At 74.2% G+C, this 23322-nt stretch carries 23 protein-coding genes; 11 read left to right on the top strand and 12 right to left on the bottom strand.

All coding sequences use genetic code 11. The annotated features are described in order from the left end of the window. Window positions 1-17: 17 nt before the first annotated feature. Both ACQUFX_RS16975 and ACQUFX_RS16970 read left to right on the top strand, forming a co-directional pair. Window positions 18-1199 carry an acetoin utilization protein AcuC gene (locus ACQUFX_RS16975; protein ID WP_428961353.1) on the top strand — a complete coding sequence of 394 codons (1182 nt, stop codon included), beginning with the start codon at window positions 18-20 and terminating at the stop codon, window positions 1197-1199. Further along, window positions 1196-3814 (top strand): bifunctional acetate--CoA ligase family protein/GNAT family N-acetyltransferase, encoded by a 2619-nt coding sequence (locus ACQUFX_RS16970; RefSeq protein WP_428966980.1) that lies wholly within the window; start codon window positions 1196-1198, stop codon window positions 3812-3814. Before ACQUFX_RS16975 ends, ACQUFX_RS16970 begins: the two co-directional genes overlap by 4 nt. 71 nt (window positions 3815-3885) lie before the next feature. Here ACQUFX_RS16970 and sigB read toward each other — a convergent pair whose 3' ends face one another. Beyond that, window positions 3886-4878, bottom strand: a complete 993-nt coding sequence (gene sigB / locus ACQUFX_RS16965) for an RNA polymerase sigma factor SigB (protein ID WP_428961352.1) — start codon at window positions 4876-4878, stop codon at window positions 3886-3888. A gap of 295 nt (window positions 4879-5173) precedes the next feature. Between sigB and ACQUFX_RS16960 the strand changes: the two genes are divergently transcribed. Next, complete coding sequence (locus tag ACQUFX_RS16960; protein WP_428966979.1) at window positions 5174-5962, top strand: sporulation protein; 789 nt, start codon at window positions 5174-5176, stop codon at window positions 5960-5962. Between the two features lie 162 nt (window positions 5963-6124). On the opposite strand, the gene dtd is transcribed toward ACQUFX_RS16960, so the two are convergent. Both dtd and ACQUFX_RS16950 read right to left on the bottom strand, forming a co-directional pair. Continuing rightward, a complete protein-coding gene (dtd, locus tag ACQUFX_RS16955) occupies window positions 6125-6547 on the bottom strand; it encodes a D-aminoacyl-tRNA deacylase (protein ID WP_428961351.1) in 423 nt (140 codons plus the stop codon). Next, window positions 6547-8031: a DUF7782 domain-containing protein gene (locus ACQUFX_RS16950; protein ID WP_428961350.1), complete on the bottom strand. Its 1485-nt coding sequence runs from the start codon at window positions 8029-8031 to the stop codon at window positions 6547-6549. The genes dtd and ACQUFX_RS16950 overlap by 1 nt, the downstream gene beginning before the upstream one ends. Before the next feature lie 269 nt (window positions 8032-8300). Here ACQUFX_RS16950 and ACQUFX_RS16945 point away from each other — a divergent pair, with 269 nt between their 5' ends. Then, window positions 8301-10301 carry a sensor histidine kinase gene (locus tag ACQUFX_RS16945; protein WP_428961349.1) on the top strand — a complete coding sequence of 667 codons (2001 nt, stop codon included), beginning with the start codon at window positions 8301-8303 and terminating at the stop codon, window positions 10299-10301. A 106-nt stretch (window positions 10302-10407) separates the two neighbouring features. Here ACQUFX_RS16945 and ACQUFX_RS16940 read toward each other — a convergent pair whose 3' ends face one another. From ACQUFX_RS16940 to ACQUFX_RS16930, 3 genes are all read right to left on the bottom strand, one after another. After that, window positions 10408-10629, bottom strand: a complete 222-nt coding sequence (locus ACQUFX_RS16940; protein ID WP_428961348.1) for a DUF397 domain-containing protein — start codon at window positions 10627-10629, stop codon at window positions 10408-10410. Then, window positions 10620-11417: a helix-turn-helix domain-containing protein gene (locus tag ACQUFX_RS16935; RefSeq protein ID WP_428961347.1), complete on the bottom strand. Its 798-nt coding sequence runs from the start codon at window positions 11415-11417 to the stop codon at window positions 10620-10622. The genes ACQUFX_RS16940 and ACQUFX_RS16935 overlap by 10 nt, the downstream gene beginning before the upstream one ends. 133 nt (window positions 11418-11550) lie before the next feature. Continuing rightward, window positions 11551-12333 (bottom strand): transposase family protein, encoded by a 783-nt coding sequence (locus ACQUFX_RS16930; protein ID WP_428961346.1) that lies wholly within the window; start codon window positions 12331-12333, stop codon window positions 11551-11553. Window positions 12334-12756: 423 nt separating this feature from the next. Here ACQUFX_RS16930 and ACQUFX_RS16925 point away from each other — a divergent pair, with 423 nt between their 5' ends. Together ACQUFX_RS16925 and ACQUFX_RS16920 are read left to right on the top strand one after the other, a co-directional pair. Continuing rightward, window positions 12757-12897, top strand: coding sequence for a hypothetical protein (locus tag ACQUFX_RS16925; protein WP_428961345.1), 141 nt, complete (start codon window positions 12757-12759; stop codon window positions 12895-12897). A 116-nt stretch (window positions 12898-13013) separates the two neighbouring features. Next, on the top strand, window positions 13014-13595 hold the full coding sequence (locus tag ACQUFX_RS16920) for an HhH-GPD-type base excision DNA repair protein (protein ID WP_428961344.1): 582 nt from the start codon (window positions 13014-13016) through the stop codon (window positions 13593-13595). A gap of 72 nt (window positions 13596-13667) precedes the next feature. Here the strand turns inward: ACQUFX_RS16920 and ACQUFX_RS16915 are convergent, their stop codons facing one another. After that, window positions 13668-13982, bottom strand: a complete 315-nt coding sequence (locus ACQUFX_RS16915; RefSeq protein WP_428961343.1) for a hypothetical protein — start codon at window positions 13980-13982, stop codon at window positions 13668-13670. Then, window positions 13972-14283 carry a hypothetical protein gene (locus ACQUFX_RS16910; RefSeq protein WP_428961342.1) on the bottom strand — a complete coding sequence of 104 codons (312 nt, stop codon included), beginning with the start codon at window positions 14281-14283 and terminating at the stop codon, window positions 13972-13974. Before ACQUFX_RS16910 ends, ACQUFX_RS16915 begins: the two co-directional genes overlap by 11 nt. A gap of 134 nt (window positions 14284-14417) precedes the next feature. On the opposite strand from ACQUFX_RS16910, the gene ACQUFX_RS16905 reads away from it, so the two are divergent. Further along, the gene (locus ACQUFX_RS16905) at window positions 14418-14774 is read left to right on the top strand and encodes a DUF3099 domain-containing protein (RefSeq protein WP_428966978.1); all 357 of its coding nucleotides are present in this window, start codon (window positions 14418-14420) and stop codon (window positions 14772-14774) included. A gap of 206 nt (window positions 14775-14980) precedes the next feature. Here ACQUFX_RS16905 and ACQUFX_RS16900 read toward each other — a convergent pair whose 3' ends face one another. Together ACQUFX_RS16900 and ACQUFX_RS16895 are read right to left on the bottom strand one after the other, a co-directional pair. Then, complete coding sequence (locus ACQUFX_RS16900) at window positions 14981-16000, bottom strand: carbohydrate kinase family protein (protein ID WP_428961341.1); 1020 nt, start codon at window positions 15998-16000, stop codon at window positions 14981-14983. Beyond that, window positions 15997-16932, bottom strand: coding sequence for a pseudouridine-5'-phosphate glycosidase (locus tag ACQUFX_RS16895; RefSeq protein ID WP_428961340.1), 936 nt, complete (start codon window positions 16930-16932; stop codon window positions 15997-15999). Before ACQUFX_RS16895 ends, ACQUFX_RS16900 begins: the two co-directional genes overlap by 4 nt. An 87-nt stretch (window positions 16933-17019) precedes the next feature. Here ACQUFX_RS16895 and ACQUFX_RS16890 point away from each other — a divergent pair, with 87 nt between their 5' ends. The 3 genes from ACQUFX_RS16890 to ACQUFX_RS16880 all read left to right on the top strand — a co-directional run bounded on the left by ACQUFX_RS16890 (window position 17020) and on the right by ACQUFX_RS16880 (window position 19873). Next, window positions 17020-17238, top strand: coding sequence for a DUF3039 domain-containing protein (locus ACQUFX_RS16890; RefSeq protein WP_067365134.1), 219 nt, complete (start codon window positions 17020-17022; stop codon window positions 17236-17238). 40 nt (window positions 17239-17278) lie between these two features. Continuing rightward, window positions 17279-17926: a trimeric intracellular cation channel family protein gene (locus tag ACQUFX_RS16885; protein ID WP_428961339.1), complete on the top strand. Its 648-nt coding sequence runs from the start codon at window positions 17279-17281 to the stop codon at window positions 17924-17926. Window positions 17927-18142: 216 nt separating this feature from the next. Continuing rightward, the gene (locus ACQUFX_RS16880) at window positions 18143-19873 is read left to right on the top strand and encodes a DEAD/DEAH box helicase (protein ID WP_428961338.1); all 1731 of its coding nucleotides are present in this window, start codon (window positions 18143-18145) and stop codon (window positions 19871-19873) included. 141 nt (window positions 19874-20014) lie between these two features. On the opposite strand, the gene ACQUFX_RS16875 is transcribed toward ACQUFX_RS16880, so the two are convergent. Next, on the bottom strand, window positions 20015-20248 hold the full coding sequence (locus ACQUFX_RS16875; RefSeq protein ID WP_067365214.1) for a DUF7455 domain-containing protein: 234 nt from the start codon (window positions 20246-20248) through the stop codon (window positions 20015-20017). A gap of 244 nt (window positions 20249-20492) precedes the next feature. After that, window positions 20493-22094 (bottom strand): RNA polymerase sigma factor, encoded by a 1602-nt coding sequence (locus tag ACQUFX_RS16870; protein ID WP_428961337.1) that lies wholly within the window; start codon window positions 22092-22094, stop codon window positions 20493-20495. 392 nt (window positions 22095-22486) lie between these two features. Between ACQUFX_RS16870 and ACQUFX_RS16865 the strand changes: the two genes are divergently transcribed. After that, entirely contained in the window at window positions 22487-23308 is an 822-nt protein-coding gene (locus tag ACQUFX_RS16865; RefSeq protein ID WP_428961336.1) for an inositol monophosphatase family protein, read from the top strand. Window positions 23309-23322: the final 14 nt, after the last annotated feature.

Below are 23322 nucleotides of genomic sequence, written 5' to 3'. Positions count from 1 at the left end.
CGTGCGACCATGGGCCCATGGCCGACGACACGGTGGTGGTGTGGGACGACGCCCTGCTCGCCTACGACCTCGGGGACCATCCGCTCGACCCGGTGCGGGTCGAGTTGACCATCGCGCTCGCCCGCGAACTCGGCGTCCTGGACCGGCCCGGGGTGCGGCTGGTCAAACCGGAGCCGGCGGACGACGCCCTGCTCACCCGGGTGCACCACCCCGGCTACCTGGCGGCGGTCCGGGCCGCGCCGGCCGATCCGCTCTTCGCCGGGTACGGGCTGGGCACCTCGGACAATCCGGTCTTCCCCGGGATGCACGAGTCCAGCGCGCTGGTCGCCGGGGCCACCGTGGCCGCCGCCGAGGCGGTCTGGCGTGGCGAGGCCCGGCGGGCGGTCAGCGTGGCCGGCGGGCTGCACCACGCCATGCCGGACCGGGCCGCCGGGTTCTGTGTCTACAACGACCCGGCGGTGGCGATCGCCCGCCTGCTCGACCTGGGTGCCGAACGCATCGCGTACGTCGACGTGGACGTGCACCACGGCGACGGGGTGCAGCGGGTCTTCTGGACCGACCCCCGGGTGCTCACGGTCAGCCTGCACGAGACGCCGCTCGCGCTCTTCCCCGGCACCGGGTTCCCCGACGAGACCGGCGGACCGGGCGCGGCGGGCACGGCGGTCAACGTCCCGCTGCCGCCCGGCGTCGACGACCGTGGCTGGCAGCGGGCCTTCCACGCGATCGTCCCGTCGGTGCTGCGCGCGTTCCGGCCCCAGGTGCTGGTCACCCAGTGCGGCGCCGACGCGCACCGGGCCGACCCGCTGGCCGACCTGCACCTGTCGGTGGACGGGCAGCGCGCCACGTACCTGGCCCTGCGGGCGCTCGCCGACGAACTCTGCGGCGGCCGGTGGGTGGCCACCGGCGGCGGCGGGTACGCCCTGGTCGAGGTGGTGCCCCGGGCCTGGACGCACCTGCTGGCGGTGGCGACCGGCACGCCGCTGGACCCGGCGACCCTGACCCCGCCCGCCTGGCGGGAACTGGCCGCCGCCCGCCGGCCCGGCCGGGAGGTCCCGCTGCGGATGACCGACGACGTCGACCCCGGGTACGAGCCGTGGCAGCCGACCGGGGAGCCGAACCCGGTGGACCGGGCGATCGCGGCCACCCGCCGGTCGGTCTTCCCGCTGCTCGGGCTCGACCCGCACGATCCCCGCGACTGAACCGGCCACAGGGGAGGGAGGCGGCCGTGACCGTGCTGACGCAACCGGTGGACGTCCTGCTCAGCGACGGGACGACCGTCCAGTTGCGCCAGATCCGGCCGGAGGACGGGCCGGGCATCGTGGCGATGCACTCGCGGTTCTCCGAGCGCACCCGCTACCTGCGGTACTTCTCGCCGTACCCGCGCATCCCGGACCGGGACCTGCGCCGGTTCGTGACCGTGGACCACCACGACCGGGAGGCGTTCGTGGTGCTGGTCGGCGACGAGATCGTCGCCGTCGGCCGGTACGAGCGGCTCGGCCCGCAGGCGCCGGAGGCCGAGGTGGCGTTCGTGGTCGAGGACGCCCACCAGGGCCGGGGCATCGGCTCGGTGCTGCTGGAACACCTCGCCGACGCGGCCCGCCGGGCCGGCGTCACCAGCTTCGTCGCCGAGGTGCTGCCGGCCAACGGGGCGATGCTGCGGGTCTTCGCCGACTTCGGGTACCAGGTCCAGCGGCAGTTCGCCGACGGGGTGGTGCACCTGAGCTTCCCGATCGCCCCCACCGAGCAGACCCTGCAGGTGCAGCGCGGCCGGGAGCACCGGACCGAGGCGCGGTCGATCGCCCGGCTGCTGGCGCCCCGGGGGGTGGCCGTCTACGGGGCCAGTGCCACCGGTCAGGGGGTGGGCGCGGCGGTCCTCGGGCACCTGCGCGACGGTGGCTTCGCCGGGGCGGTCGTCCCCGTGCACCCGAGCGCCTCGACCGTCGCCGGGCTGCCCGCGTACCCCTGCGCGGCCGACGCCGGTCTGCCGGTGGACCTGGCCGTGGTCGCGGTGCCGCCGGAGCGGGCGTCGGCGGTGGTCGCCGACGCGGCCGCCGCCGGGGCGCACGGCCTGGTGGTCGTCTCGGCCGGCTTCGCCGAGGCCGGCCCGGCGGGCGCGGCGGCGCAGCGGGCCCTGGTCCGGGCCGCCCACGCGGCCGGCATGCGGGTGGTCGGCCCGAACTGCCTCGGCGTGGCGAACACCGACCCGGCGGTCCGCCTCAACGCCACCCTCGCCCCGGTGCTGCCCGCCCCGGGGTCGGTGGGGATCTTCAGCCAGTCCGGCGCGTTCGGGGTGGCCCTGCTGGCGCAGGCGCACCGGCGCGGGCTCGGGCTGTCCAGCTTCGTCTCCGCCGGCAACCGCGCCGACGTCTCCGGCAACGACCTGCTCCAGTACTGGCAGGCCGACCCGGGCACCGACGTGATCATGCTGTACCTGGAGACCTTCGGCAATCCGCGCAAGTTCGCCCGGCTGGCCCGCCGGATCGGCCGGGCGAAGCCGGTGGTGGCGCTCGCCTCCCCGGCCCGGTCGCCGGGGGTGGGGGACAGCCCGGGGCCGGACACCGAGGCGGTCGCCGCGCTCTTCGCCCACTCCGGGGTGATCCGGGTGGACACCGTCGGCGAACTGCTCGACGTCGGGTTGCTCCTGGCCGACCAGCCGCTGCCCGCCGGCCCCCGGGTCGGGATCGTCGGCAACTCGTCGGCGCTGACCGGCCTGGCCGCCACCGCCTGCGCCGCGCAGGGGCTGACCGTCGCCGCCGGGTACCCCTCCGACGTGGGCCCGGGGGCGGGGGCGCCGGAGTTCGCCGTCGCGCTCGCCGAGGCCGCCGCCGACGAGGGGGTCGACGCCCTGGTGGCCGTCTTCGCCCCGGCGCTGCCCGGTCAGCTCACCGATGTGGACAGCGACTTCGCCGCCGCCCTGCCGGCCGCCTCGGCGACCGGGAAACCGACGGTGGCGACGTTCCTGGCCGGTCGGCTGCCGGCCGGTGTGCCGGCGTACCCGAGCGTGGAGGAGGCGGTCCGCGCCCTGGCCCGGGTCACCACGTACGCCGACTGGCGTGGCCGGGACCCGGGTACGCTGCCCGACCTGCCCCGGATCGACCCGGCGGCGGGTACGGCGGCGATCCGCGCCGAGGGTGCCGAGCCGGCCGTGGGTCGCCCCGGCGCCCCGGACCCGGCCGGCCGGCTGCTCGCCGCGTACGGCATCGACGTGGTCGACTCGGTGCCCGCACGCACCGCCGACGAGGTGCTCGCCGCCGCCGACCGGATCGGGTACCCGGTGGCGCTCAAGGCCGCCGCCCCGGGGCTGCGGCACCGGCTCGACCTCGGCGCGGTCCGCCTCGACCTGGCCGACCCGGCGGCGACCCGCCGGGCGTACGCCGAGATGTCGGCGGCCTTCGGCGCGGACGTGCTGGTCCAGGCGATGGTCGCGCCCGGGGTGCCGTGCGTGGTCGAGGTGGTGGAGGACCCGGCGTTCGGGCCGGTGGTCGGCTTCGGCCTGGGCGGGGTGGCCACCGAACTGCTCGGCGACCGGGCCTGGCGGGCGGTACCGCTGACCGACCGGGACGCCCTCGACCTGGTCGACGAGCCCCGCGCCGCGCCGCTGCTGCACGGGCACCGGGGCGCCGCCCCGGTCGACCGGGCCGCCCTGGCCGACCTGCTGCTACGGGTCGGGCGCCTGGTCGACGACCAGCCCCGGGTCCGCGCGTTGACGCTCAACCCGGTGCTGGCCCGCCCCGACGGGTACGCGGTGCTGCACGCCACCGTCCGGATCGGCTCCGCCGTCCTGCGCCCCGACACCGGCCCCCGCCGCCTGTAAGGAGGGGCCCCCAGGTCAGGGGCATGGCGAAGGGCCCCGGTGCACCACCGGGGCCCTTCCTACCACGCGGATCAGCAGGCGTACGCCTCCAGCCGCTGGGCCCGCTCCGGGGCCCGCAGCTTCAGCAGGGTCACCTTCTCGATCTGCCGGATCCGCTCCCGGGACAGACCGAACTCCCGACCCACCTCGTCCAGGGTGCGCTGCCGGCCGTCGTCGAGCCCGAACCGCAGCCGGATCACCGCCTGCTCCCGCTGGGACAGGGTGGACAGCACCACCCGTACCTCGTTGCGCAGCTCGCCCTCGGTGGCGCCCTCACCCGGCTCGTCGCGCGGGTCGACCGCGGCGACGAAGTCACCGAGCGCGCTCTCGCCGTCCTCGCCGACCGCCTGGTCCAGGCTGACCGGCTCGCGGTCGTAGGAGATCAGCTCGATCACCTGGAACTCGGGCACGTCCATCGCGCGGGCGACCTCGGCGACGGTGGGCTCGCGGCCCAGCGAGACCGACAGCTCCCGGCGGGCCCGGACCATCCGGTTGACCTGCTCGACCATGTGGACCGGGATGCGGATGGTGCGGGCCTGGTCGGCCATGGCGCGGGTGATGGCCTGGCGGATCCACCAGGTGGCGTAGGTGGAGAACTTGTAGCCCTTGGTGTAGTCGAACTTCTCGACGGCGCGGATGAGGCCGAGGTTGCCTTCCTGGATGAGGTCGAGGAAGGCCATGCCGCGACCGGTGTACCGCTTGGCGATGCTCACCACGAGGCGCAGGTTCGCCTCGAGCAGGTGGTCCTTGGCCGCACGGCCCTCCGCCGCGACCAGCTCCAGGTCGGCCCGCAACTCGACGGAGAGCGGGGTGCAGGCGGTCAGCTTCTCCTCGGCGAACAACCCCGCCTCGATCCGCCGGGCCAGGTCGACCTCCTGTGCGGCGGTCAGCAGCTTCGTCCGGCCGATGCCGTTGAGGTACGCCCGCACCAGGTCCGTGGAGACACCACGCTCGTCGGTGGCGTCGAGGTCGGTGAGGTTGTCGGCGGTCGGGCCGTGCTGCTGCTCGATCATCTCCTGGACCATCTCTGTCGTCTCCCCGCGTCGACTCTGTGCCGCGTACCGGGCCACCGGGTGGCGCCGATGACACACAGCTTGGCGGGCGGTACGTGAAACGGGAGTGAGGTGATCGGGGACCCGACAGGAATAGTCGGGTACGGTGCAGTCGAGTGGTCACACACGGTCATCGGTGACTCGCGTCCGGTCGGCCGACACGGTACCCGATGCCGTCCGTTCAACCTGGTCAGTGGTCTTGTCGTGGTCGACTACGGTGCCAGCGACGGCCATCGGGGCCGACCGAGCACAGGTGACGGAGGGCTTCATGGTCTTCAAGCGGCTCATGCAGGCGATGGGGGTGGGCGGCCCGGCGGTGGAGACCGTCCTGGCCAACCCGAACTGCCGCCCCGGCGGCCAGTTGGAGGGCCGGATCCAGGTCGCCGGCGGCGACCACCCGGTGGACATCTCGTACGTCTCGCTCGGGCTGCAGACCCGGGTCGAGGTGGAGAGCGGCGACAACGAGTACCAGACGAACCAGGAGTTCCACCGGCAGCACGTCACCGGGGCGTTCCACCTCGCTCCCGGCCAGCGGTACGACATCCCGTTCCGCTTCGACGTGCCCTGGGAGACCCCGGTGACGGTGCTGTACGGCCAGCACCTGCACGGCATGACGATGGGGCTGCGCACCGAGCTGGAGGTGGCGCGCGCGGTCGACTCCGGTGACCTGGACCCGGTGTCGGTGCACCCGCTGCCCGCCCAGGAACGGCTGCTGGACGCGCTGCTCCGGCTGGGCTTCCGGTTCGCCACCGCCGACGTGGAACGCGGCCACATCTACGGGGTACGCCAGACGCTGCCCTTCTACCAGGAGATCGAGTTCCACCCGGCGCCCCAGTACGCCCGTGCGATCAAGCAGTTGGAGGTCACCTTCATCGCCGACCCGTACCAGACCCAGGTGGTGCTGGAGCTGGACAAGCGCGGCGGGCTGCTCACCGAGGGGCGGGACGCCTTCGGCCGGTTCACCGTCGACCACGCCACCCTGGACCACACCGACTGGACCGCCCAACTCGACGCCTGGCTCCGCCAGTCCCTCCACTCCCGCGGCCTCTTCTTCTGACCCCCACCCCCCAAGGGGTTGATCATGGAGTTGGCGGCACTCGTGGAGTTCGGGAGCGCCGCCAACCCCATGATCACCGGGGCGAGGGGGAGTGGGGGCGAGGGGGCGAGGGGGCGAGGGGGGGAGGGGGGAGTGGGGGAGGGGGTGGGGTGGGGTGGGGGGTTAGAGGTCTAGGAGGAGGGTGCGGGGGCCTGCGTTGCGGCTGTCGACGAGCATGTGGGTGCGGAAGCGGCCGGTCTCGACCGTCGCGCCCCGGGCGCGCAGCGCCTCGACCACCGCGGTGACCAGGGGCTCGGCGACCTCGGCGGGGGCGGCGGCGGTCCAGCTCGGGCGGCGGCCCTTGCGGGCGTCGCCGTACAGGGTGAACTGGCTGACCACCAGCAGCGGGGCGCCGGTGTCGGCGGCCGACCGGTCACCGTCGAGGATGCGCAGCTCGTGCAGCTTGCGGGCCATGGTCTCGGCCACCTGCGGGGTGTCCGTGTGGGTCACCCCGAGCAGCACCAGCAGGCCGTCGGTGATCGCGCCGACCACCTCGCCGTCGACGGTGACACTGGCCCGGTCGACGGTCTGCACCACCGCCCGCATCAGCCGGCCACCGGCTCGATGACACCGCGTTCCACCAGGTGCGCCACGATCGGCCCGGCCGCCTCGGCGAGTTCGTCGACCGTGACGTCGTGCGCGGCGGCGAGCAGGGCGAGCTGGTCCCGCAGCGGCAGCTTCCCGTCCGCGCCGCCCACCAGGGCCAGCACCAGCGGGTCGATCTCCTCGCTCCACCGCAGCCCGTGCGGCATGACGAGCACCTGCCGGTCCACCGCCCAGCCCTCGTCGCCCATGGTCGCCTCCTGCCGGAGCTGGAGCCCGTCGGCGGCCCGGTACCGCTGCGCGAGCAGCCCGGCGGTGTCGCGTACCCGCAGCCAGTCCTGGCGGTCGAACCAGTCGGCGATCCGGTCGCCCAGCGGCGGCTCCACCCGCTGCCGCAGGTCCTCCACCCGGACCACCGGGTCGTCGTGGCCGCCCCGGCGCAGCGAGACGATGCCGAAGCCGACCGCCTCGATCTTGTGCGCGTCGAACCAGTCCAGCCAGGCGGCGGCCCGCTGCGGGTCCACGGTGTCGCCGACGTCGGCGAGCCACAGGTTCACGTACGCCATCGGGTCGGCGACCTCCCGCTGGAGCACCCAGGCGTCCAGGCCGGTCCCGGCGAACCAGCCGGCCACCCGGTCGCCCCAGTCCTCCCCGGCGACGTGCACCCAGTTCGCCAGGTACTGCATGGTGCCGCCCTCGGTGAGCAGTCCCGGCGCGGCGGCGGCCAGTTCCGCGCCGACCGCGTCGCCGACCCGCCCGGAGTCCCGGTACACGTGGGTGGTGGTCCCCGGGCCCACCACGAACGGCGGGTTGCTCACCACCAGGTCGAACCGGCGACCGGCGACCGGGGCGACCAGGTCACCCCGGAGCAGTTCCCAGTCCTGACCGTTGAGCGCGGCGGTGGTGGCGGCGAAGCGCAGCGCCCGCTCCGACAGGTCCGTCGCGGTGACCCGGCGGGCGTGGGTGGACAGGTGCAGGGCCTGCACGCCCGAGCCGGTACCCAGGTCGAGCGCGGACTCCACCGGCCGCCGGACGGTCGCGCCGACCAGCGTCTGGGTCGCCCCGCCGATGCCGAGCACGTGCTCGGCGGGCAGCGGCCGACCCGGCCGGGCGCTGGCCGGCACGTCGGAGAGCACCCACCAGTCCGACCCGTACGGCTCCAGGTCCAGCCCCATCCGCAGCCCGTCGCCGTACCGCTCGACCAGGCCGGCGGCGAACGCGTCGGCCAGCGGCAGCGGGGCGAGGGCGGCGGCCACCGCCTCCTCCGGCTCGACCTGTTCACCGACGAACAACCGGATCAGCGTGCCGAGCGGGTCCCGGTCCTCGGTCGCCCGCAGGGCGGCGCGGAAGTCGTTGCGGGCCACCCCGGCGGTGGCCTGCGGGCCGAGCCGCGCGGCGATGCCGTCCGAGGTGTAACCGGCCCGGGTCAGCGCGGTGCGCAGCGCGTCGACACCGGCGGGGGAGAGCAGCATGTCGTGTCCGTCCACCTCGCCATCCTGCCCCCTGCGGCCCGGCCGGCTCGGCACCACCCGCGACATTCCGGTCCCCGCCGCCCGACCAGGGGTGGGGTCGGCTCCGGCGGGGGGACCCCCGTCGCCGGCCGGCGACGGGTGGCGAGCCGGGCCACCAGCACGGGGTACGCCGGCAGGAGCGGCACGTCGACCGCCAGCACCTGCCGCGACGCCTGGGACGTGGCCCACCGCCTGCCCAGGGCGCGGGCCGGCAGTGGCGGGCGGTTCGTAGGGTCGTACCCATCATGGCTCTCGTCCGCACCTGGCTGCTGCCCACGGCCCTGGTCGGTGGGCAGCTCCTGCTCTGGCCCGGCCTGCCCGTGCTGCGGGGCACGACGCCGGAGCCGTGGCGGCTGGTCGCCGTCGTGGTCGCCGCCGTCGTGGTCGGCGGGGCGCTGGGCTGGCGTCGGCGGGCTCCCGTGCCGGCCCTGGTGGTGGTGCTGGCCGCGCAGGCCACGGGCCTGCTGGCGATCAACGCCGACGAGCTGTGGCTGCTCGTCGTCGCCGAGCTGGTCGCGCTCTTCTCGGTCGGTGTGTGGGCACCGGGTCGGATCACCTGGCTCGCGGTGGCCGGCGCCACCGGCTGCGCCGCCGTGGTCGGCCTGGTGCGTTTCGGCCCCGGCCCGACCTGGCTCGGCGAGGTGGTGCTCGCCCTCCTCGGGTACCTGATCGCCGCCGAGCTGGGGCGCAGCCGGCGGCGGTGGCTGGCCCGGCGCTCGACGGTGGCCGAGCGGCTGGTCGCCGCCGAGGGGGAGCTGCGCCGGGCCGCCGAGGAGGAACGCCACCGGCTGGCCCGGGAACTGCACGACGTCAGCGCCCACCATCTCACCTCGATCGTGGTCACCGTCGGCGCCGCCGAGCGGCTGGCCGCCCGGCGTCCCGACCTCGTCGCCGAGGCGGTCTCGTTCGCCGCCACCACCAGCCGGGACACCCTCACCGCGCTACACCGCCTGGTGGCCGTGATGCGCGACGGCGACCGGGACGCCGACCGTCCCCTGGCGGCCCGGCTGGAGGAGTTGGCCGCCGGGTTCCGCCGGCTCGACCAGCCGGTCACCCTCGACGTGCGCGCCGACCTGCCGGCCGGTCTCGCGGAACCGGTGTACGCCCTGGCGCGGGAGGCGCTGACCAACGTGCTGCGCCACGCCCGGGGCGCGCGGGTACGGGTCCGGGTCGCCGTCGAGGGCGCGACGGCGGTGCTGGAGGTGACCGACGACGGGGCCGGGCACGCCGCCCCGGTGACCCTCGGGGCCGGCCGGGGCATCGTCGGGATGCGGGAGCGCGCCGCCGCCCTCGGCGGCACTCTCACCGCCGGGCCGGACGGTCCGGGCTGGCGGGTCCGGGCGGTGCTGCCGCTGGGCGGGGCCGGTGCCCCGGTACCCCCGGCGGGGGAGTCGTCCCGGCGGTCGTTGCTGACCGCCAGCCTGGTCGCCGCGGCCACGGCGGTGCCGATCGCCTTGGCCGTGGTGTCGGCGGAGACCGAACCACTCGTGGTGGAGCTGGCCGAGCCGGGCACCCTGGCGGTGATCGCCCTGCTCTGTGCGGTGCACGCGATGCCGCTGCTGCTGCGGCGGGACCGGCCCTGGCTCGCCCTGGCCGGGGTCGGCGCGGCGATGGCGCTCTGGCCGTTGGCGGCGCTGTGGGGCGGGCTGCCCACGAACGCCTCTCTCGTGCTCTTCACCGCCGGGGTCGCGGAGTTCGCGGCGGTGTACGCCATCGGCGCGTACGCCGGTCGGCCGGCGGTGAGCTGGCTCGGCGCGCCCCTCGCGGCGGTGGGGCTGGCCGTCGGGCTGGTCGGTACCGCCGCCGCCGACGGCTCCCTCGGCGGCGGGCCGGTGGACGTCCCCGGGGCGGTCGTCCTGGGGCTGATGGTCGCGGTGCTGCTGACCGGGCCGTTGCTGTTCACCTGGGGCGTCGGCGCGGTGCTGCGGGGACGGCGCGGGCAGGTGCTCAGCCGGGAGGACGACGCGCTGGCCGCCGCCGCCGCGCAGGCGGTGGTGGCCGCCGCCGCCGAGCGGGCCCGGATCGCCGACGGGCTGCGGGACGCCGTGCTCGACCGGGCCGGCCGCCTGGTGGCGGTCACCGACGCCGGCCGGCCCGCCGACATCCTGGTCGAGGCGCGGGCCACCCTCGCCGCCATGCGGGAGCTGCTGGAGGAGCTGCGCCCGGCGACCCCGGCCCAGTCCGCCCCGCTTCCTGCTGGCCAGGACGCTGCGGGGTCGGGCCGGGCCGAGGAGGTACCGGCCTGATCCGGGTGGCTGCCGGTGCCGACCACGTTCCGGGGCGTACTGCGTGCTGCCGTGCTCGGCCGGCTGGTCCCGGATAGGTGTGCCTCACCCTCGCCGCAGGCCACACCTACCAGGACGTTCCCGCTTCGGCCTCACTTCCGGTGGCCGTCCGGGCGAGGGTGACGAAGGCCTGCCAGGCGGCGGGGGCGAAGTGGAGCGTCCCGCCGTCGCGGTCCTTGGTGTCACGGACCAGCACCATTCCGGGCAGGTTGTCGGCCACCTCGACACACGAACCGCCGTTGCCGCCGGACTTGGTCGACTTCCGCCACCGGGGGGCCATCAGATCCATGACTTCGCCACTTCCTTGATCAGCTCGGCTGACTGCCGGCGGGGGAGCGCTTCGTTGCGGACAATCTCCCATGTCCTCGCGAGCCTGGCAACGTCGGTGGGTGAGTCGACAATCTGCGCGGTGAGCTGGTTGTCCGCATGAGCGATCCGGGTGCCGTCGGCGAGTTCCGCGATGATGAACTGGCCGGCGAGGCCCAGGTACATGCCGGCGTCGGTCGGCACCACGTGGACCTGGATGTGCTCCTGGGCGATCCGGGTGACGAGGTGGTCGAGCTGCTCGGCCATCAGCCCCGGCTGGTCGAGCACCGGCCGCCGGAGCACCGCCTCGTCGACCACGACGATGAGCTGGGGCGGCTTCTCCCGGTCCAGGATGGCCTGCCGGTCCAGCCGGGCGGCCACGATCCGGTCGACCTCGTCCGGCGTGAACCGCCCGCCGGCCAGGGTGGCCCGTGCGTAGCGCTCCGTCTGGAGCAGCCCCGGCAGGTACGACAGCTCGAACCAGCGCAGGGTGACCGCCTCGCGCTCGAACTGGATCCACTCCCGCAGCCAGGCCGGTGCCGCGTCCAGCCGGGACAGCTCGTGCAGCATCCGGCCGAACCGCTCACCCGTCGAGTACGTCTCGTCGACCGCCTTCATGTACTCCCGGGTGGGCGGACGGCCGCCGGTCTCCACCGAACTGACGTGGGAACCCGAGTAGCCGATGCACCGGCCGAAGTCGTCCTGACTGAGCCCGAGCGCGGTCCGGAAGATCCGTAACTCGCCCAGCACGTATCCGGTGGCGCTGCCCATGCATTCCCCAATCTCCGCGCGGATTCTCCGGTGTGTTTCCCGGCCCTGCCCAGTCCGCCCGAGGAGGCGGTACGGCTGTGGTGAGCACGTATCGACGCTAGTGGAACGCGGCGAAACTGTCACTGAGCCTTTTTCATCCTGCGTAGCGGTTGGCTTCGACGTGGTGCAGAACGAGGATGGCCTGCACGATCGGGGTCGCTCGTCGTGGGCAGCAGCGCAGCCTGACCAGGACCTTCCAGGTCTTGAGGGCGGCGATCGCCCGCTCGCCTCGGGCGCGGATCGTGGCGTGGGCGCTGTTGACGGCCTTCTGCCGGCGTGACAGCTTCGGGCGGTAGCGGCGCCGTTTGAACGGCGTGCGTACGCTGCCCCGGGCTCCCTGGTAGCCCTTGTCGGCGAAGGTCATCACGTCCGCGCTGGTCAGCGCTTCGAGGATGCCGTGGGTGCGGGCGGCGGTGAGGTCGTGCGCTGAGCCGGGTAGTGCCGGTGAGGCCCAGACGAGTCGGCCGGCCGCGTCGGCGATGACCTGCACGTTGACGCCGTGGCGCTTGTGCTTGCCGGAGTAGTACGGCCTCTGGTTGGCGACCCGGTCGATCGGGATCAGGGTGCCGTCCAGGATCGCGTACGCCAGCCGGCGTATCCGGTCCATGGCCGTGGTCAGGGTGTCGGCGGCGGCTGCGAGCAGGGCGATTGCTTCCTGCACGTAGCGCCAGGCGGTGGCGATGCTGACATCGAATCCGGCGGCGAGGCGGGTGTAGGTGTCGCCGTTGTGGAGGTGGGCCAGGGCGAGCAGCGCCTGTCGGCCCGGGTCGAGGCGTCGCCATCGGGATCGGCGCTGGTTACGGTGCTGGCGGATGCGGTCGGCGAGGTGGTTCAGGGTCCGGCTGGACAACGAGATCGCGGAGGGGTAAGACAGCACAGGCGAGGCTCCCGGTTGGGGCATCGGGTTTTGGTCGATTTGCTGTCTTACCTGGAGCCTCGCCCTCATCGATCACCGGGCTGCGCCCACCACTCCTGACCTGCGCGGTCACGTTGAAAAGGGCTCACTCACGCGGATCTGTTTCGTGCCTTCCATGACCGGGGCGGATTCTGCGCCGGGAGTCGCCGACGCTCCGTCCCCGGACCGTCGGCGACTCCCATTCCGAATCGCGGGAGGAGATCCGATGAATACGAAGGACGTTCGCCATTCTTTGTCCGGTGCGGCCCGCCGATGAATGCGTCCCGGTCGCCCGAACCGTCGCATGTGCCATCCCGGCCGAGCTGGGCGTGCGCCGGCTGCGGTGCCCCCTGGCCGTGCCCGCCCGCGCGGACGAACCTCACCGGGGAGTACGCGGAGCGCACCGTGGATCTCGCCGTGTACCTCTGCACGCAACTCCACGACGCGACCGGGGACCTGTTGCGGCACCACCCCGACGACCTGCCCGGCCCCGCCGAGTTCCACGCGCGTTTCGTGGGCTGGGTGCGCCACCGACGCCACCGGTGACCCTGGGTGCCCTGAAAGGCGCTTGGCGGGCGTGGGCCGTGGGTGGCGGGGCGCGTGGGGGTGGTGAGGGGTGTGGGCTGCGTCCGGGGGAGCGGCGGGTACGGCATGATCGGGCCATGGCACTCACCCTCCCGGTCGACCCGGCGGCGAACGACCTGCTCAACCGGGATCCGCTGGCCCTGCTCATCGGGATGACCCTGGACCAGCAGATCCCGCTCGAGAAGGCGTTCAGCTCGCCGTACGTGCTCGCCGAGCGGCTCGGGCACGCCCCGGACGCGCACGAGCTGGCCGGGTGCGACCCGGAGGCGCTGGTGGCGGTCTTCGCCCAGCCGCCCGCGCTGCACCGGTTCCCGAAGGCGATGGCCGCCCGGGTGCAGGAGGTGTGCCGGGTGCTGGTCGAGCGGTACGACGGTGACGCGTCCCGGCTCTGGGCCGACGTGACGGACGGGCGGGAACTGCTGTCCCGGATCACCGGCCTGCCCGGCTTCGGTACGCAGAAGGCGCAGATCTTCCTGGCGCTGCTCGGCAAGCGGTTCGACGTGCAGCCGCCCGGCTGGCGGGAGGCGGCCGGCGGCTACGGCGACCCGGAGGCGTACCGGTCGGTCGCCGACATCACCGACGCCGAGTCGCTGCGCCGGGTACGCGAGTACAAGAAGCAGGCCAAGGCGGAGGCGAAGGCCAAGGCCGGCAAGGGCTGACCGGGCCGGCTCCTGGCCAACCGGTGGTATGGCGAAGCGGCCAGCCGGCGGTGTGGTGGCGCGGCGCTGCGGTCAGGCGGCGGCCTCGGGCTGGGCGAGGGCGGCGAGGGCGCGGCGGACGTCGGCGAGCGAGACGGTCGCCGAGTCGTCCAGGTCGGCCAGGCCGGCCTCGATCCACTGGCGCATCAGCGTGGTGACGCCGATGCCCCGGGCCTCGGCGGCCTCCCGGACCCGCTCGTACGTCTCCAGTGGCAGCCGTACCGAGCGGCTGACCATGGGCACGTCGGTGTCGGGGGTGGGCAGCCCGGTGGGGGCCTGCTCGTCGATCAGCTCCGCGATCCGCTCGTCACCGCCGTGGAACTGCTTGATGGCGTCGTTACGGTGCATGGTCGCCGCCTCCTCGTCGGCTCGCTCTCCGCACCGCCTCCTCGTAGCGTTTCGCCTCGCTGTCGCTCAGCTCGCGGGCGGAGAGGATGTCCCAGTCGTTGTCGGTGCCGTCGGCCTCGGCCAGCAGCACGGCCAGCCGCCGCCCCGCTCGGATCGCGGCGTAGACGACCATCACGTCGTCGCCGAGGTGCCGGATCACCCGTCGGCCGCTGTGCAGCGCCGCCCAGACCTCGCCCGGCGTGACGTCGTAGACCCGCAGGTTCGCCAACGCCTCGTCGGTGAAGCTGAACCGGTTGCCCACGTCGGCGAGCGTACCACGCGCGTAACACGCGGTCGCTGTCCGTGACCATCCGGGGTGGGTTCCTCGCCGAGGAGGCTGACTGACCGCTGTGGTGGAGTGACACAATGGGTCCGATCCCCTCAAGGAGGCCCGTGGTGAAGCGTCAGGCGTACCAGCCGATCCTGATCACCGACGCCTCGCGCAGCCAGCCCGACCAGCTCACCACCCGGCAGAAGCGGTACGTGGTGATGATGCTGATCCGGGTTGCCTGCGTGGTCGCCGGCGCGATCCTGGTCGGTGTCAAGGCCCCGCTGCTCTGGCTCTGGCTGCCGTTGTGCGTGATCGGCATGGTCCTCGTGCCGTGGCTCGCCGTGCTGCTGGCCAACGACCGCCCGCCCAAGGAGCAACACCGACTGGCCAACCGTTTCCAGTCGCGTCGCCGGGAACCGACCCCCCCGATGAGCCTCACCACCGAGGCGAACCCCCACAAAATCATCGACGCCGAACCCTGACCCACCCCGCCCCCGCCCCTGTCCCGTCCCCACTCTCCGGTTTCCGCGATCTTGCACTTGCGGCCCCGAATATGTGGCATCTGCGCCATATGTCGGGGCCGTTACTGCAAGATCGTCGCGGGAGCGGGCGCGGGAGCGCGGGAGCGCGGGAGCGCGGGAGCGGGGGAGCGGGGGCGTGGGGGCGTGGGGAGGGCGGGAGGGCGGGGTCAGTGGGGTGGGCGGGCGCCGGTGGTGGTGACGGCGGTGGCGCCGAGTTCGGTGGCGTGGTCCAGGGCGATCCGGGCGGGTGCGCCGGTGAGCCAGGCGGCCAGCAGGCCGGCGGCGAAGGCGTCCCCGGCTCCGGTGGCGTCGACCACGGGGACCCGCCGGGGCGCGGGTACCTCCACGAGGGTGTCCCCTTCGGCCCAGAGCGCGCCGGCCGCGCCCCGTTTCACCACCACCCGACGGACCCGCCCCGCCAGCGTCCGGGCCTGCTGCGCCGGGTCCGTCCCGCCGGCCAGTGCGGCGGCCTCGTCGGCGTTGACCAGCAGCAGGTCGGCGTCGCGTACCCAGGTCAGGAAGGCCGCCGCGCCGACCTGCCGCAGCGGGGCCGCGGAGGCCGCGTCGACGCTGGTGGTGAGCCCGTGCTCGTGGGCGGCGGCCAGCGCGCGCAGCCCGGCCGGCCGGGAGGCGGCGTCCAGCAGCGGGTACCCGGACAGGTGCAGGTGCCGGGCGTCCGGCGCGGCGGCGAGCGCGGCCTCGACGTGTTCCGGGCTGAGCCGCAGGTTCGCGCCCCGCTCGGTGATCATGGTGCGTTCGCCCTCGGCGGCCAGCACGATCACCGTGCCGGTGGCGGTGCCGGCGTGCGTCGCCAGGGCGCAGTGGACGCCGCCCCGGGTCAGTTCGGCGGCCCGGTCCCGGCCCGCGTCGTCGTCGCCGACCGCCCCGACCAGGGTCACCGGCACCCCCTGCGCGGCCAGCCAGGCGGCGGTGTTGGCGGCCTGGCCGCCGCCGGTCACCCGGATCGCGGCCGGGGTGTCCGAGCCGGGCGCGACCGGGCCGGCCAGCACCGCGACCACGTCGGTGACGACGTCGCCGACGACGAGGACCCGCCCCGGCCGGCGGTCCGCCCCGGTGCCGGAGGTCGCGGCCGTGGCCGGCGGTCCGGCCGGGTCCGGTGCCTCGACCGGGCCGGGCGTCCGTGCCGGAGGGCGGGTCCCGGCCGGGCCGGGGGTCGGTGGGGTCACGCCGTCGGGCCGGTGCGGCGCTGCGCCGCGGCCACCGCGATCCGGGCGGCGAGGTCGGCGTTGCGCAGGATGATCCGGATGTTCACCGCCAGGCTGGCGCCCTCGGTGGCGGAGTGGAAGTGGGCCAGCAGGAACGGGGTGACCGCCTTGCCGGTGACCCCGTCGCGGGCCAGCAGCGCCAGGCCCTCGGCGAGCGTGCGGTCGTGCAGGTCGGGGTCCAGTTGCTCGTCGGTGGGGAGCGGGTTCGCCACGATCAGCCCGCCGTGGTGGGTGGCCTGCTGGTCGCGGGCGGCGATCATGTCCGCCACCTGCTCGGGGGACTCCGCCGACCAGTCCAGGTCGAAACCGCTGTCGGTGAGGTAGAAGCCGGGGAAGCGGCGGGTGCGGTAGCCGACGACCGAGACGCCCAGGGTCTCCAGCCGCTCCAACGTCGCGCCGACGTCGAGGATCGACTTCACCCCGGCGCAGACCACCGCGATCGGGGTCCGGGCCAGGGTGATCAGGTCGGCTGACTCGTCGAAGGTCTGCGCCGCCTCGCGGTGTACCCCGCCGAGCCCGCCGGTGGCGAAGACGCCGATGCCGGCCGCGGCGGCCACCGCGCTGGTCGCCGCGACGGTGGTGGCGCCGTCCGCGCCGGTCGCCGCCGCCACGGCGAGATCGCGGACGGAGAGCTTCGCCACACCGTCGACGGTGGCGAGGCGGGTCAACTGGGCGTCGTCCAGCCCCGCCACCAGCTCTCCGCCGATCATCCCGATCGTCGCCGGCACCGCGCCCGCGTCCCGGACGGCCTGCTCGATCTCCCGGGCGACCCGCAGGTTGTCCGGGCGGGGCAGCCCGTGCGAGACGATGGTGCTCTCCAGGGCGACGACCGGGCGGCCGGTGCGCAGCGCCTCGGCGACCTCGGCGCCGAAACGGATGTGAAAGTCGGTCATTTTAGGTACGTTACGGGCCGTCCCCGGGCCGCCTCCTGTGGACCCGGCCGGAGTGACCTGCAAAACTGGAAAGTTGGAGGTGCAGACGTGAGCACACAGGTTCTTGAGCGTCCGGAGCAGAAGGACGCCGACACCGGTCCGGAAATGTTCCACTACGTCCGAAAGGAAAAGATCGCCGAAAGTGCCGTCATGGGTACCTTCGTCGTCGCGCTCTGTGGCGAGACCTTCCCGGTGACCAAGGCCGCCAAGCCCGGCTCGCCGGTCTGCCCCAAGTGCAAGGAGATCTACGACTCCTGGGGCGAGTGAAGCGGGGCGGCCCCCGTGGCCGCCCACGTAACCTGCGGCGGTGACCACCTCCACCGCCCTGCTCCTCGCCGATCTGACCGGGGTGGCCGTCTTCGCCGCCTCCGGTGCCTCCGCGGCGGTGGCCAAACGTCTCGACCTCTTCGGGGTCGTCTTCGTCGGCTTCGTCGCCGCCCTCGGCGGTGGGATCTTCCGTGACCTGGCCATCGGCGAGGTGCCACCACTGGCCTTCGCCGACTGGCGGTACGCCGCCACCGCCGCGCTCACCGCCACCGCCGTCTTCTGGCTCCACCCGCAGCTCGCCCGGCTCCGCACCACCGTGCTGGCGCTGGACGCGGCCGGCCTCGGCCTGTTCACCGTCACCGGCACGATCAAGGCGCTCGACGCCGGGGTGCCCCCGGTCGGCGCCGGCGTGATCGGCATGCTCACCGCCATCGGCGGCGGGCTCGGCCGTGACCTGCTCACCGGGGAGATCCCGGTGGTGCTGCGCCGGGAGATCTACGCGGTGGCGGCGCTGGTCGGGGCGGTCGCCGTGGTCGTGCTGGACCTGCTCGGCCAGGCCGGCCCGGTCCCGCTGACGCTGGCCGCCGGGCTGGTCTTCGGGCTGCGCCTGGTCGCCCTGCGGCGGCGCTGGTCGGCGCCGGTCGCGTCACTGCGCCCACCCCGCCCGGGTGCCCCGGACGCCTTCTGACCGGTCCGTCCCGTCCAGGCGAAGGGCCTGGTGGCACCGACTGCGCCGGACCGCCCCGGGGGTACGGCACGTGGCGTCGCGTGGGCACCGGGGCGGGCGCTGGTTATGCTGAACCGGCCTTCGCGGCACCCGATGCGCGAGGGCGTTTTCGTGGGCGGCGGTACCCGTGGCCCTGGGCCGGGGGCCGCCTGGGTGCGGTCGGGAAGGAGCGTTCGCGTGGCTGCCCGGTTGCCGGCGATCGAGACGTTTCCGGCGTTGCGCGCCTGGCAACGCAAGGCCCTGGTGGGGTACCTGCGCCGGCCGGCCGAGGACTACACGGCGGTGGCCACGCCCGGCGCCGGCAAGACCACCTTCGCCCTGCGGATCGCCGCCGAGCTGCTCGCCGACGGCACCGTCGAGGCGGTCACCGTGGTCGCCCCCACCGAGCACCTGAAGACCCAGTGGGCCCTCGCGGCGGCCCGGGTCGGCATCCAGCTCGACTCGGCCTTCCGCAACGCCGACCTGCACTCCTCGGCCGACTTCCACGGCGCCGTGGTCACCTACGCGCAGGTCGGGATGGCCCCGCAGGTGCACCGCCGGCGCACCATGACCCGGCGCACCCTGGTCATCCTCGACGAGATCCACCACGCCGGGGACTCCAAGTCCTGGGGCGACGGGGTGAAGGCCGCCTTCGAGCCCGCCGTCCGCCGGCTGATGCTCACCGGTACGCCGTTCCGCTCGGACGACAACCCGATCCCCTTCGTGGAGTACGAGCGCGGCGGCGACGGGCTGCTGCGCTCGCGCGCCGACGCGACCTACGGGTACGCCGACGCGCTGCGGGACGGGGTGGTCCGGCCGGTGCTCTTCCTGGCCTACTCGGGGGAGACCCGGTGGCGGACCAACGCCGGTGAGGAACTGGCGGCCCGGCTGGGTGAGCCGATGACCCAGGACCTGATCGCCCAGGCGTGGCGGACCGCCCTGGACCCGGCCGGCGACTGGATGCCGCAGGTGCTGCGGGCCGCCGACGCCCGGCTGACCGTGCTGCGCAACGGGGGGATGCCCGACGCCGGTGGGCTGGTCATCGCCAGCGACCAGCAGGCCGCCCGGTCGTACGCGAAGCTGCTGGAGCAGGTGACCGGGGAACGGGCGGTGGTGGTCCTCTCCGACGACGTGGGGGCCTCGGCCCGGATCGCCACCTTCGCCGCCTCCGAGCAGCGCTGGATGGTCGCGGTGCGGATGGTCTCCGAGGGCGTCGACATCCCCCGCCTCGCCGTCGGGGTGTACGCGACCAGCGCCAGCACCCCGCTCTACTTCGCCCAGGCGATCGGGCGGTTCGTCCGGGCCCGGCGGCCGGGAGAGAGCGCCTCGGTCTTCCTGCCCAGCGTGCCGCACCTGCTCGACCTGGCCAGCGAGATGGAGGCGGCGCGCGACCACGTCCTCGGCAAGCCGAAGGACCGGGAGGGCTTCGACGACGACCTGCTGGAGCGGGCCCAGCGCGACGACCAGGCCAGCGGGGAGCTGGAGAAGCGGTTCGCGGCGCTCTCCGCGACCGCCGAACTCGACCAGGTGATCTTCGACGGCGCCTCGTTCGGCACCGCCGCCCAGGCCGGTACGCCGGAGGAGGAGGAGTACCTCGGCCTCCCCGGCCTGCTCACCGCGGACCAGGTCACGCTGCTGCTCAACAAGCGGCAGGCCGAGCAGTTGGCGGCCCAGCGGCGCCGGGCCGTGCAGCCGGCTGAGCGGCCCGCTGAGACCTCGGCGGCGCCCCCGGCACCGATGAGTGCCGCCCAGCGTCGGGTGGCCCTGCGGCGGCAACTCAACGCTCTGGTGGCCGCCCGCCACCACCGGACCGGACAGCCGCACGGCAAGATCCACGCCGAGCTGCGCCGGCTCTGCGGCGGGCCGCCCAGCGCCCAGGCCACCATCGAGCAGTTGGAGGAGCGGATCGCCACCGTCCAGTCGCTGTAGGCGCGGTCGGGCGGTTTGCGGTACGGGGGTTGCCACCAGGTGCCCCGTCCGACCGGAGTGGTGCCGTGTGGGGCCGAATACGGGAAATGCCGACCGGAGACGCCCTGGGGACGTCTCCGGCCGGCTATGTCGGGTCTGGGGTCAGTTGGCCATCAGATCGGCGCCACGCCAGCTGAACTCGGGATCCGTCGCGTACCGCACCGTGATCCTGACGAGATCCTCGGCGTACTTGTTGGCGTGGTGTCCGCAGAACACCAGCTCGCTTCCACCAGCCAGAGTGATCCGGAGCTTGCCGGCAGCATTGCAGCGGTCGCACCGTTCATCGGCGGCCGGGGGGCTCACCGTCTCGGGCGGCGGCGTGAGGGTCGGGGTCATCGCCTTCCTCCTCTGGTCGTCACCGATGAACAAACTCTTCGGTCGTTGCTCACCAATCCTGCAACACCCACATGGGGTGATGCCTTCCCTGTGTGCCCGCGGGGGACCGAGGTCACACATGGCAGACACAGTGTGCCGTGCACCAAGGGTGCCACGTCAACGATCAAAGGCGAGCAGCCGCAGGGTCAGCTTCGGCTGTTGCACGCCTGGTGATCAAAACGACACTCTTGGTTGACGTGGGCGGTCAGTCCAGGTAGTCGCGGAGCACCTGGGAACGGGACGGGTGGCGCAGCTTCGACATGGTCTTGGACTCGATCTGCCGGATCCGCTCCCTGGTCACCCCGTACACCTGGCCGATCTCGTCCAGGGTGCGGGGCTGCCCGTCGGTCAGGCCGAAGCGCAGCCGGACCACGCCCGCCTCCCGCTCGGAGAGGGTCTGGAGCACCTGCTGGAGCTGGTCCTGGAGCAGCGAGAACGAGACGGCGTCGACCGCGACCACGGCCTCCGAGTCCTCGATGAAGTCGCCGAGCTGGCTGTCGCCCTCGTCGCCGATGGTCTGGTCCAGCGAGATGGGCTCCCGGGCGTACTGCTGGATCTCCAGCACCTTCTCCGGTGTGATGTCCATCTCCTTGGCCAGCTCCTCCGGAGTGGGCTCCCGGCCCAGATCCTGGAGCAGCTCCCGCTGGATGCGGCCGAGCTTGTTGATCACCTCGACCATGTGGACCGGGATGCGGATGGTGCGGGCCTGGTCGGCCATGGCGCGGGTGATGGCCTGGCGGATCCACCAGGTGGCGTAGGTGGAGAACTTGTAGCCCTTGGTGTAGTCGAACTTCTCGACGGCGCGGATGAGGCCGAGGTTGCCTTCCTGGATGAGGTCGAGGAAGGCCATGCCGCGACCGGTGTACCGCTTGGCCAGCGACACCACGAGGCGCAGGTTCGCCTCCAGCAGGTGGTTCTTGGCCCGCTCGCCGTCCCGGGAGATCCAGAGCAGGTCCCGCTGCATGTCGCGGGCGAACTTCTCCTCGCCCTCCTCGGCCGCGCGCAGCCGCTCGGCGGCGTAGAGGCCCGCCTCGATCCGCTTGGCGAGTTCCACCTCCTGCTCGGCGTTGAGCAGCGGCACCTTGCCGATCTGCTTCAGGTACGCCCGGACGGAGTCGGCGGAGGCGGTCAGCTCGGCGTCCCGCCGGGCCTGCTTGAGCGCCTCGGACTCCTCGTCGTCCCACTCGAAGTCGTTGTCGGTGGCCGAACTCGCGGCGTCGGCCTCGGCGGCCTGGGCCAGCTCGGCCGGCTCCTCGACCACCACGTCCTCGATCTCGGCGGCGAGCTCCTCCGGGTCGATGTCCCCCTCGGCGCCCTCGCCCTTGGCCTTGGTGGTGGCCTTGGCCGGCTTGCCGGCGGCGGCGACCGTGGCCTTCGTGGCCCGGGTGGCCTTGGCGGCCCGGGGCGCGGCGGCCTTCGCGGCGACCTCGGCGGTGGTCCCGGCGGCCTTGCGGGCGGGCGCCTTCCGGGCGGGGGCCGGAGCCTCCTCGGCGGCGGACGCCTGCTTCGGGGCGGGGGCCGCCGCCTTGCGGGTCGTCTTGGCGGTGGTGGCCCGGGAGGCCGGTGTGGCGGAGCGGGCGGCGGCGACCCGGCGTCGGGTGCTGGCCGAACCGTCCACGACCACGGTCACTCCCGCTTCGGAGAGCGCCCGCAGGATCTTCTTGGCCTGGGCCGGAGTCACCTCAGCGGACTCGACCGTGCGCGCGAGCTGGGCCGACGTCAACTGACCGCCGGCGCTCTGCGCGTGCGCGATCAGCGTGTCGGTGAGCGAGCGTACGTCGGCGCCGGTGTGGCGGGGTTCTGTCACGAATGACCTTCCGGAGGCGATGAGCGAGCACGGCCGGGGCGCCCGGCGCAGCGGGGGACACCGTGCCGGACGATGTGGTTGAGGAACCCCCGTGTCCCGGGCCGGCCGGTCGTTGGCGGTCCGTGGCGCGTGGGCAGGGGTGAATTGTAACGCCGTCTGCGGCGATCATCCTGCGCCGCACGGTGCCGTCGGTGATCCCGGAGCCGTCGACCCCACCGCGCGGCCCCTGATCAGGGCCACCGGCCCCACCGCGCGGCCCCTGATCAGGGCCACCGGACCACGCCGTGCGGGCGTGGACCTGGCCGCCGCCGACGCCGCAGATGTGGACTTTTGTAAGGATGATACTCGCGCGCGACACCGCCACCCCTCAGTCGTGCCGGAAGGGGACGAAGATGCACCGCTCGGCACCAGCGTCACACGACCTGCTGGAGATCGCGGTCGAGGTGGCCCGGCAGGCCGCGGCGACCGCCCACCGGATGCGGATCGACGGAGTGTCGACGGTCGCCACCAAGAGCACCGTCACCGACGTGGTCACCGCGGCGGACCGGGCGGTGGAGCGCCAGGTGGTCGACGCGCTGCGCCAGGCCCGCCCGACGGACGCGGTGCTCGGCGAGGAGTACGGGCCGGGCGGCGGGGGACCGGCCGGCCCCGGCGGCGTGCGGTGGATCGTCGACCCGATCGACGGGACGGTCAACTACCTCTACGGGCTGCCGTACTGCGCGGTCTCGCTGGCCGCCGAGGTCGACGGCGAGGTGGTCGCGGGCGTGGTGCGCAACGTAATGACCGGCGAGGAGTGGACGGCCACCGCCGGCGGCGGCGCCCACCGGGCCGGTACCCGGCTGCGCTGCTCCACCGAGACCGACCTGGGGCAGGCCCTGGTGGCGACCGGGTTCGGGTACGACCCGGCGCGGCGCGCCCACCAGGCCCGGGTGGTCGCGGAGTTGATCCCGCACGTACGGGACATCCGCCGGATGGGCGCGGCCTCCCTCGACCTCTGCCTGGCCGCCGAGGGGCGGTTAGACGCCTACTACGAGAAGGGGCTGGCCGCCTGGGACCTCGCCGCCGGTGGGCTGATCGCCGCCGAGGCCGGGCTGCGGGTGGCCGGGCTGCGCGGCCGGCCGGCCGGACCGGACCTGGTCGTCGCCGCCCCGCCGGCGCTGTTCGAGCCGTTGCACGCCCACCTGGCCGACCTGGACGCCGACGGCGGCCCGTGAGGCTGCGGCCGGCC

Origin of the sequence: Micromonospora fluostatini (assembly GCF_050410825.1) — a bacterium.
Taxonomy (GTDB): domain Bacteria; phylum Actinomycetota; class Actinomycetes; order Mycobacteriales; family Micromonosporaceae; genus Micromonospora; species Micromonospora rosaria.
Note: the sequence above shows the minus strand (reverse complement) of the source record. Positions and strands in the feature narration are given on the sequence as shown.

Coding starts and splice junctions, on each gene's coding strand:
- ACQUFX_RS16975 (WP_428961353.1), top strand. CDS start 18: ATGGCCGACGACACGGTGGTGGTGTGGGACGACGCCCTGCTCGCCTAC.
- sigB (WP_428961352.1), bottom strand. CDS start 4,878: ATGGTCCAGGAGATGATCGAGCAGCAGCACGGCCCGACCGCCGACAAC.
- ACQUFX_RS16960 (WP_428966979.1), top strand. CDS start 5,174: ATGGTCTTCAAGCGGCTCATGCAGGCGATGGGGGTGGGCGGCCCGGCG.
- dtd (WP_428961351.1), bottom strand. CDS start 6,547: ATGCGGGCGGTGGTGCAGACCGTCGACCGGGCCAGTGTCACCGTCGAC.
- ACQUFX_RS16945 (WP_428961349.1), top strand. CDS start 8,301: ATGGCTCTCGTCCGCACCTGGCTGCTGCCCACGGCCCTGGTCGGTGGG.
- ACQUFX_RS16940 (WP_428961348.1), bottom strand. CDS start 10,629: ATGGATCTGATGGCCCCCCGGTGGCGGAAGTCGACCAAGTCCGGCGGC.
- ACQUFX_RS16935 (WP_428961347.1), bottom strand. CDS start 11,417: ATGGGCAGCGCCACCGGATACGTGCTGGGCGAGTTACGGATCTTCCGG.
- ACQUFX_RS16920 (WP_428961344.1), top strand. CDS start 13,014: ATGGCACTCACCCTCCCGGTCGACCCGGCGGCGAACGACCTGCTCAAC.
- ACQUFX_RS16915 (WP_428961343.1), bottom strand. CDS start 13,982: ATGCACCGTAACGACGCCATCAAGCAGTTCCACGGCGGTGACGAGCGG.
- ACQUFX_RS16895 (WP_428961340.1), bottom strand. CDS start 16,932: ATGACCGACTTTCACATCCGTTTCGGCGCCGAGGTCGCCGAGGCGCTG.
- ACQUFX_RS16875 (WP_067365214.1), bottom strand. CDS start 20,248: ATGACCCCGACCCTCACGCCGCCGCCCGAGACGGTGAGCCCCCCGGCC.
- ACQUFX_RS16865 (WP_428961336.1), top strand. CDS start 22,487: ATGCACCGCTCGGCACCAGCGTCACACGACCTGCTGGAGATCGCGGTC.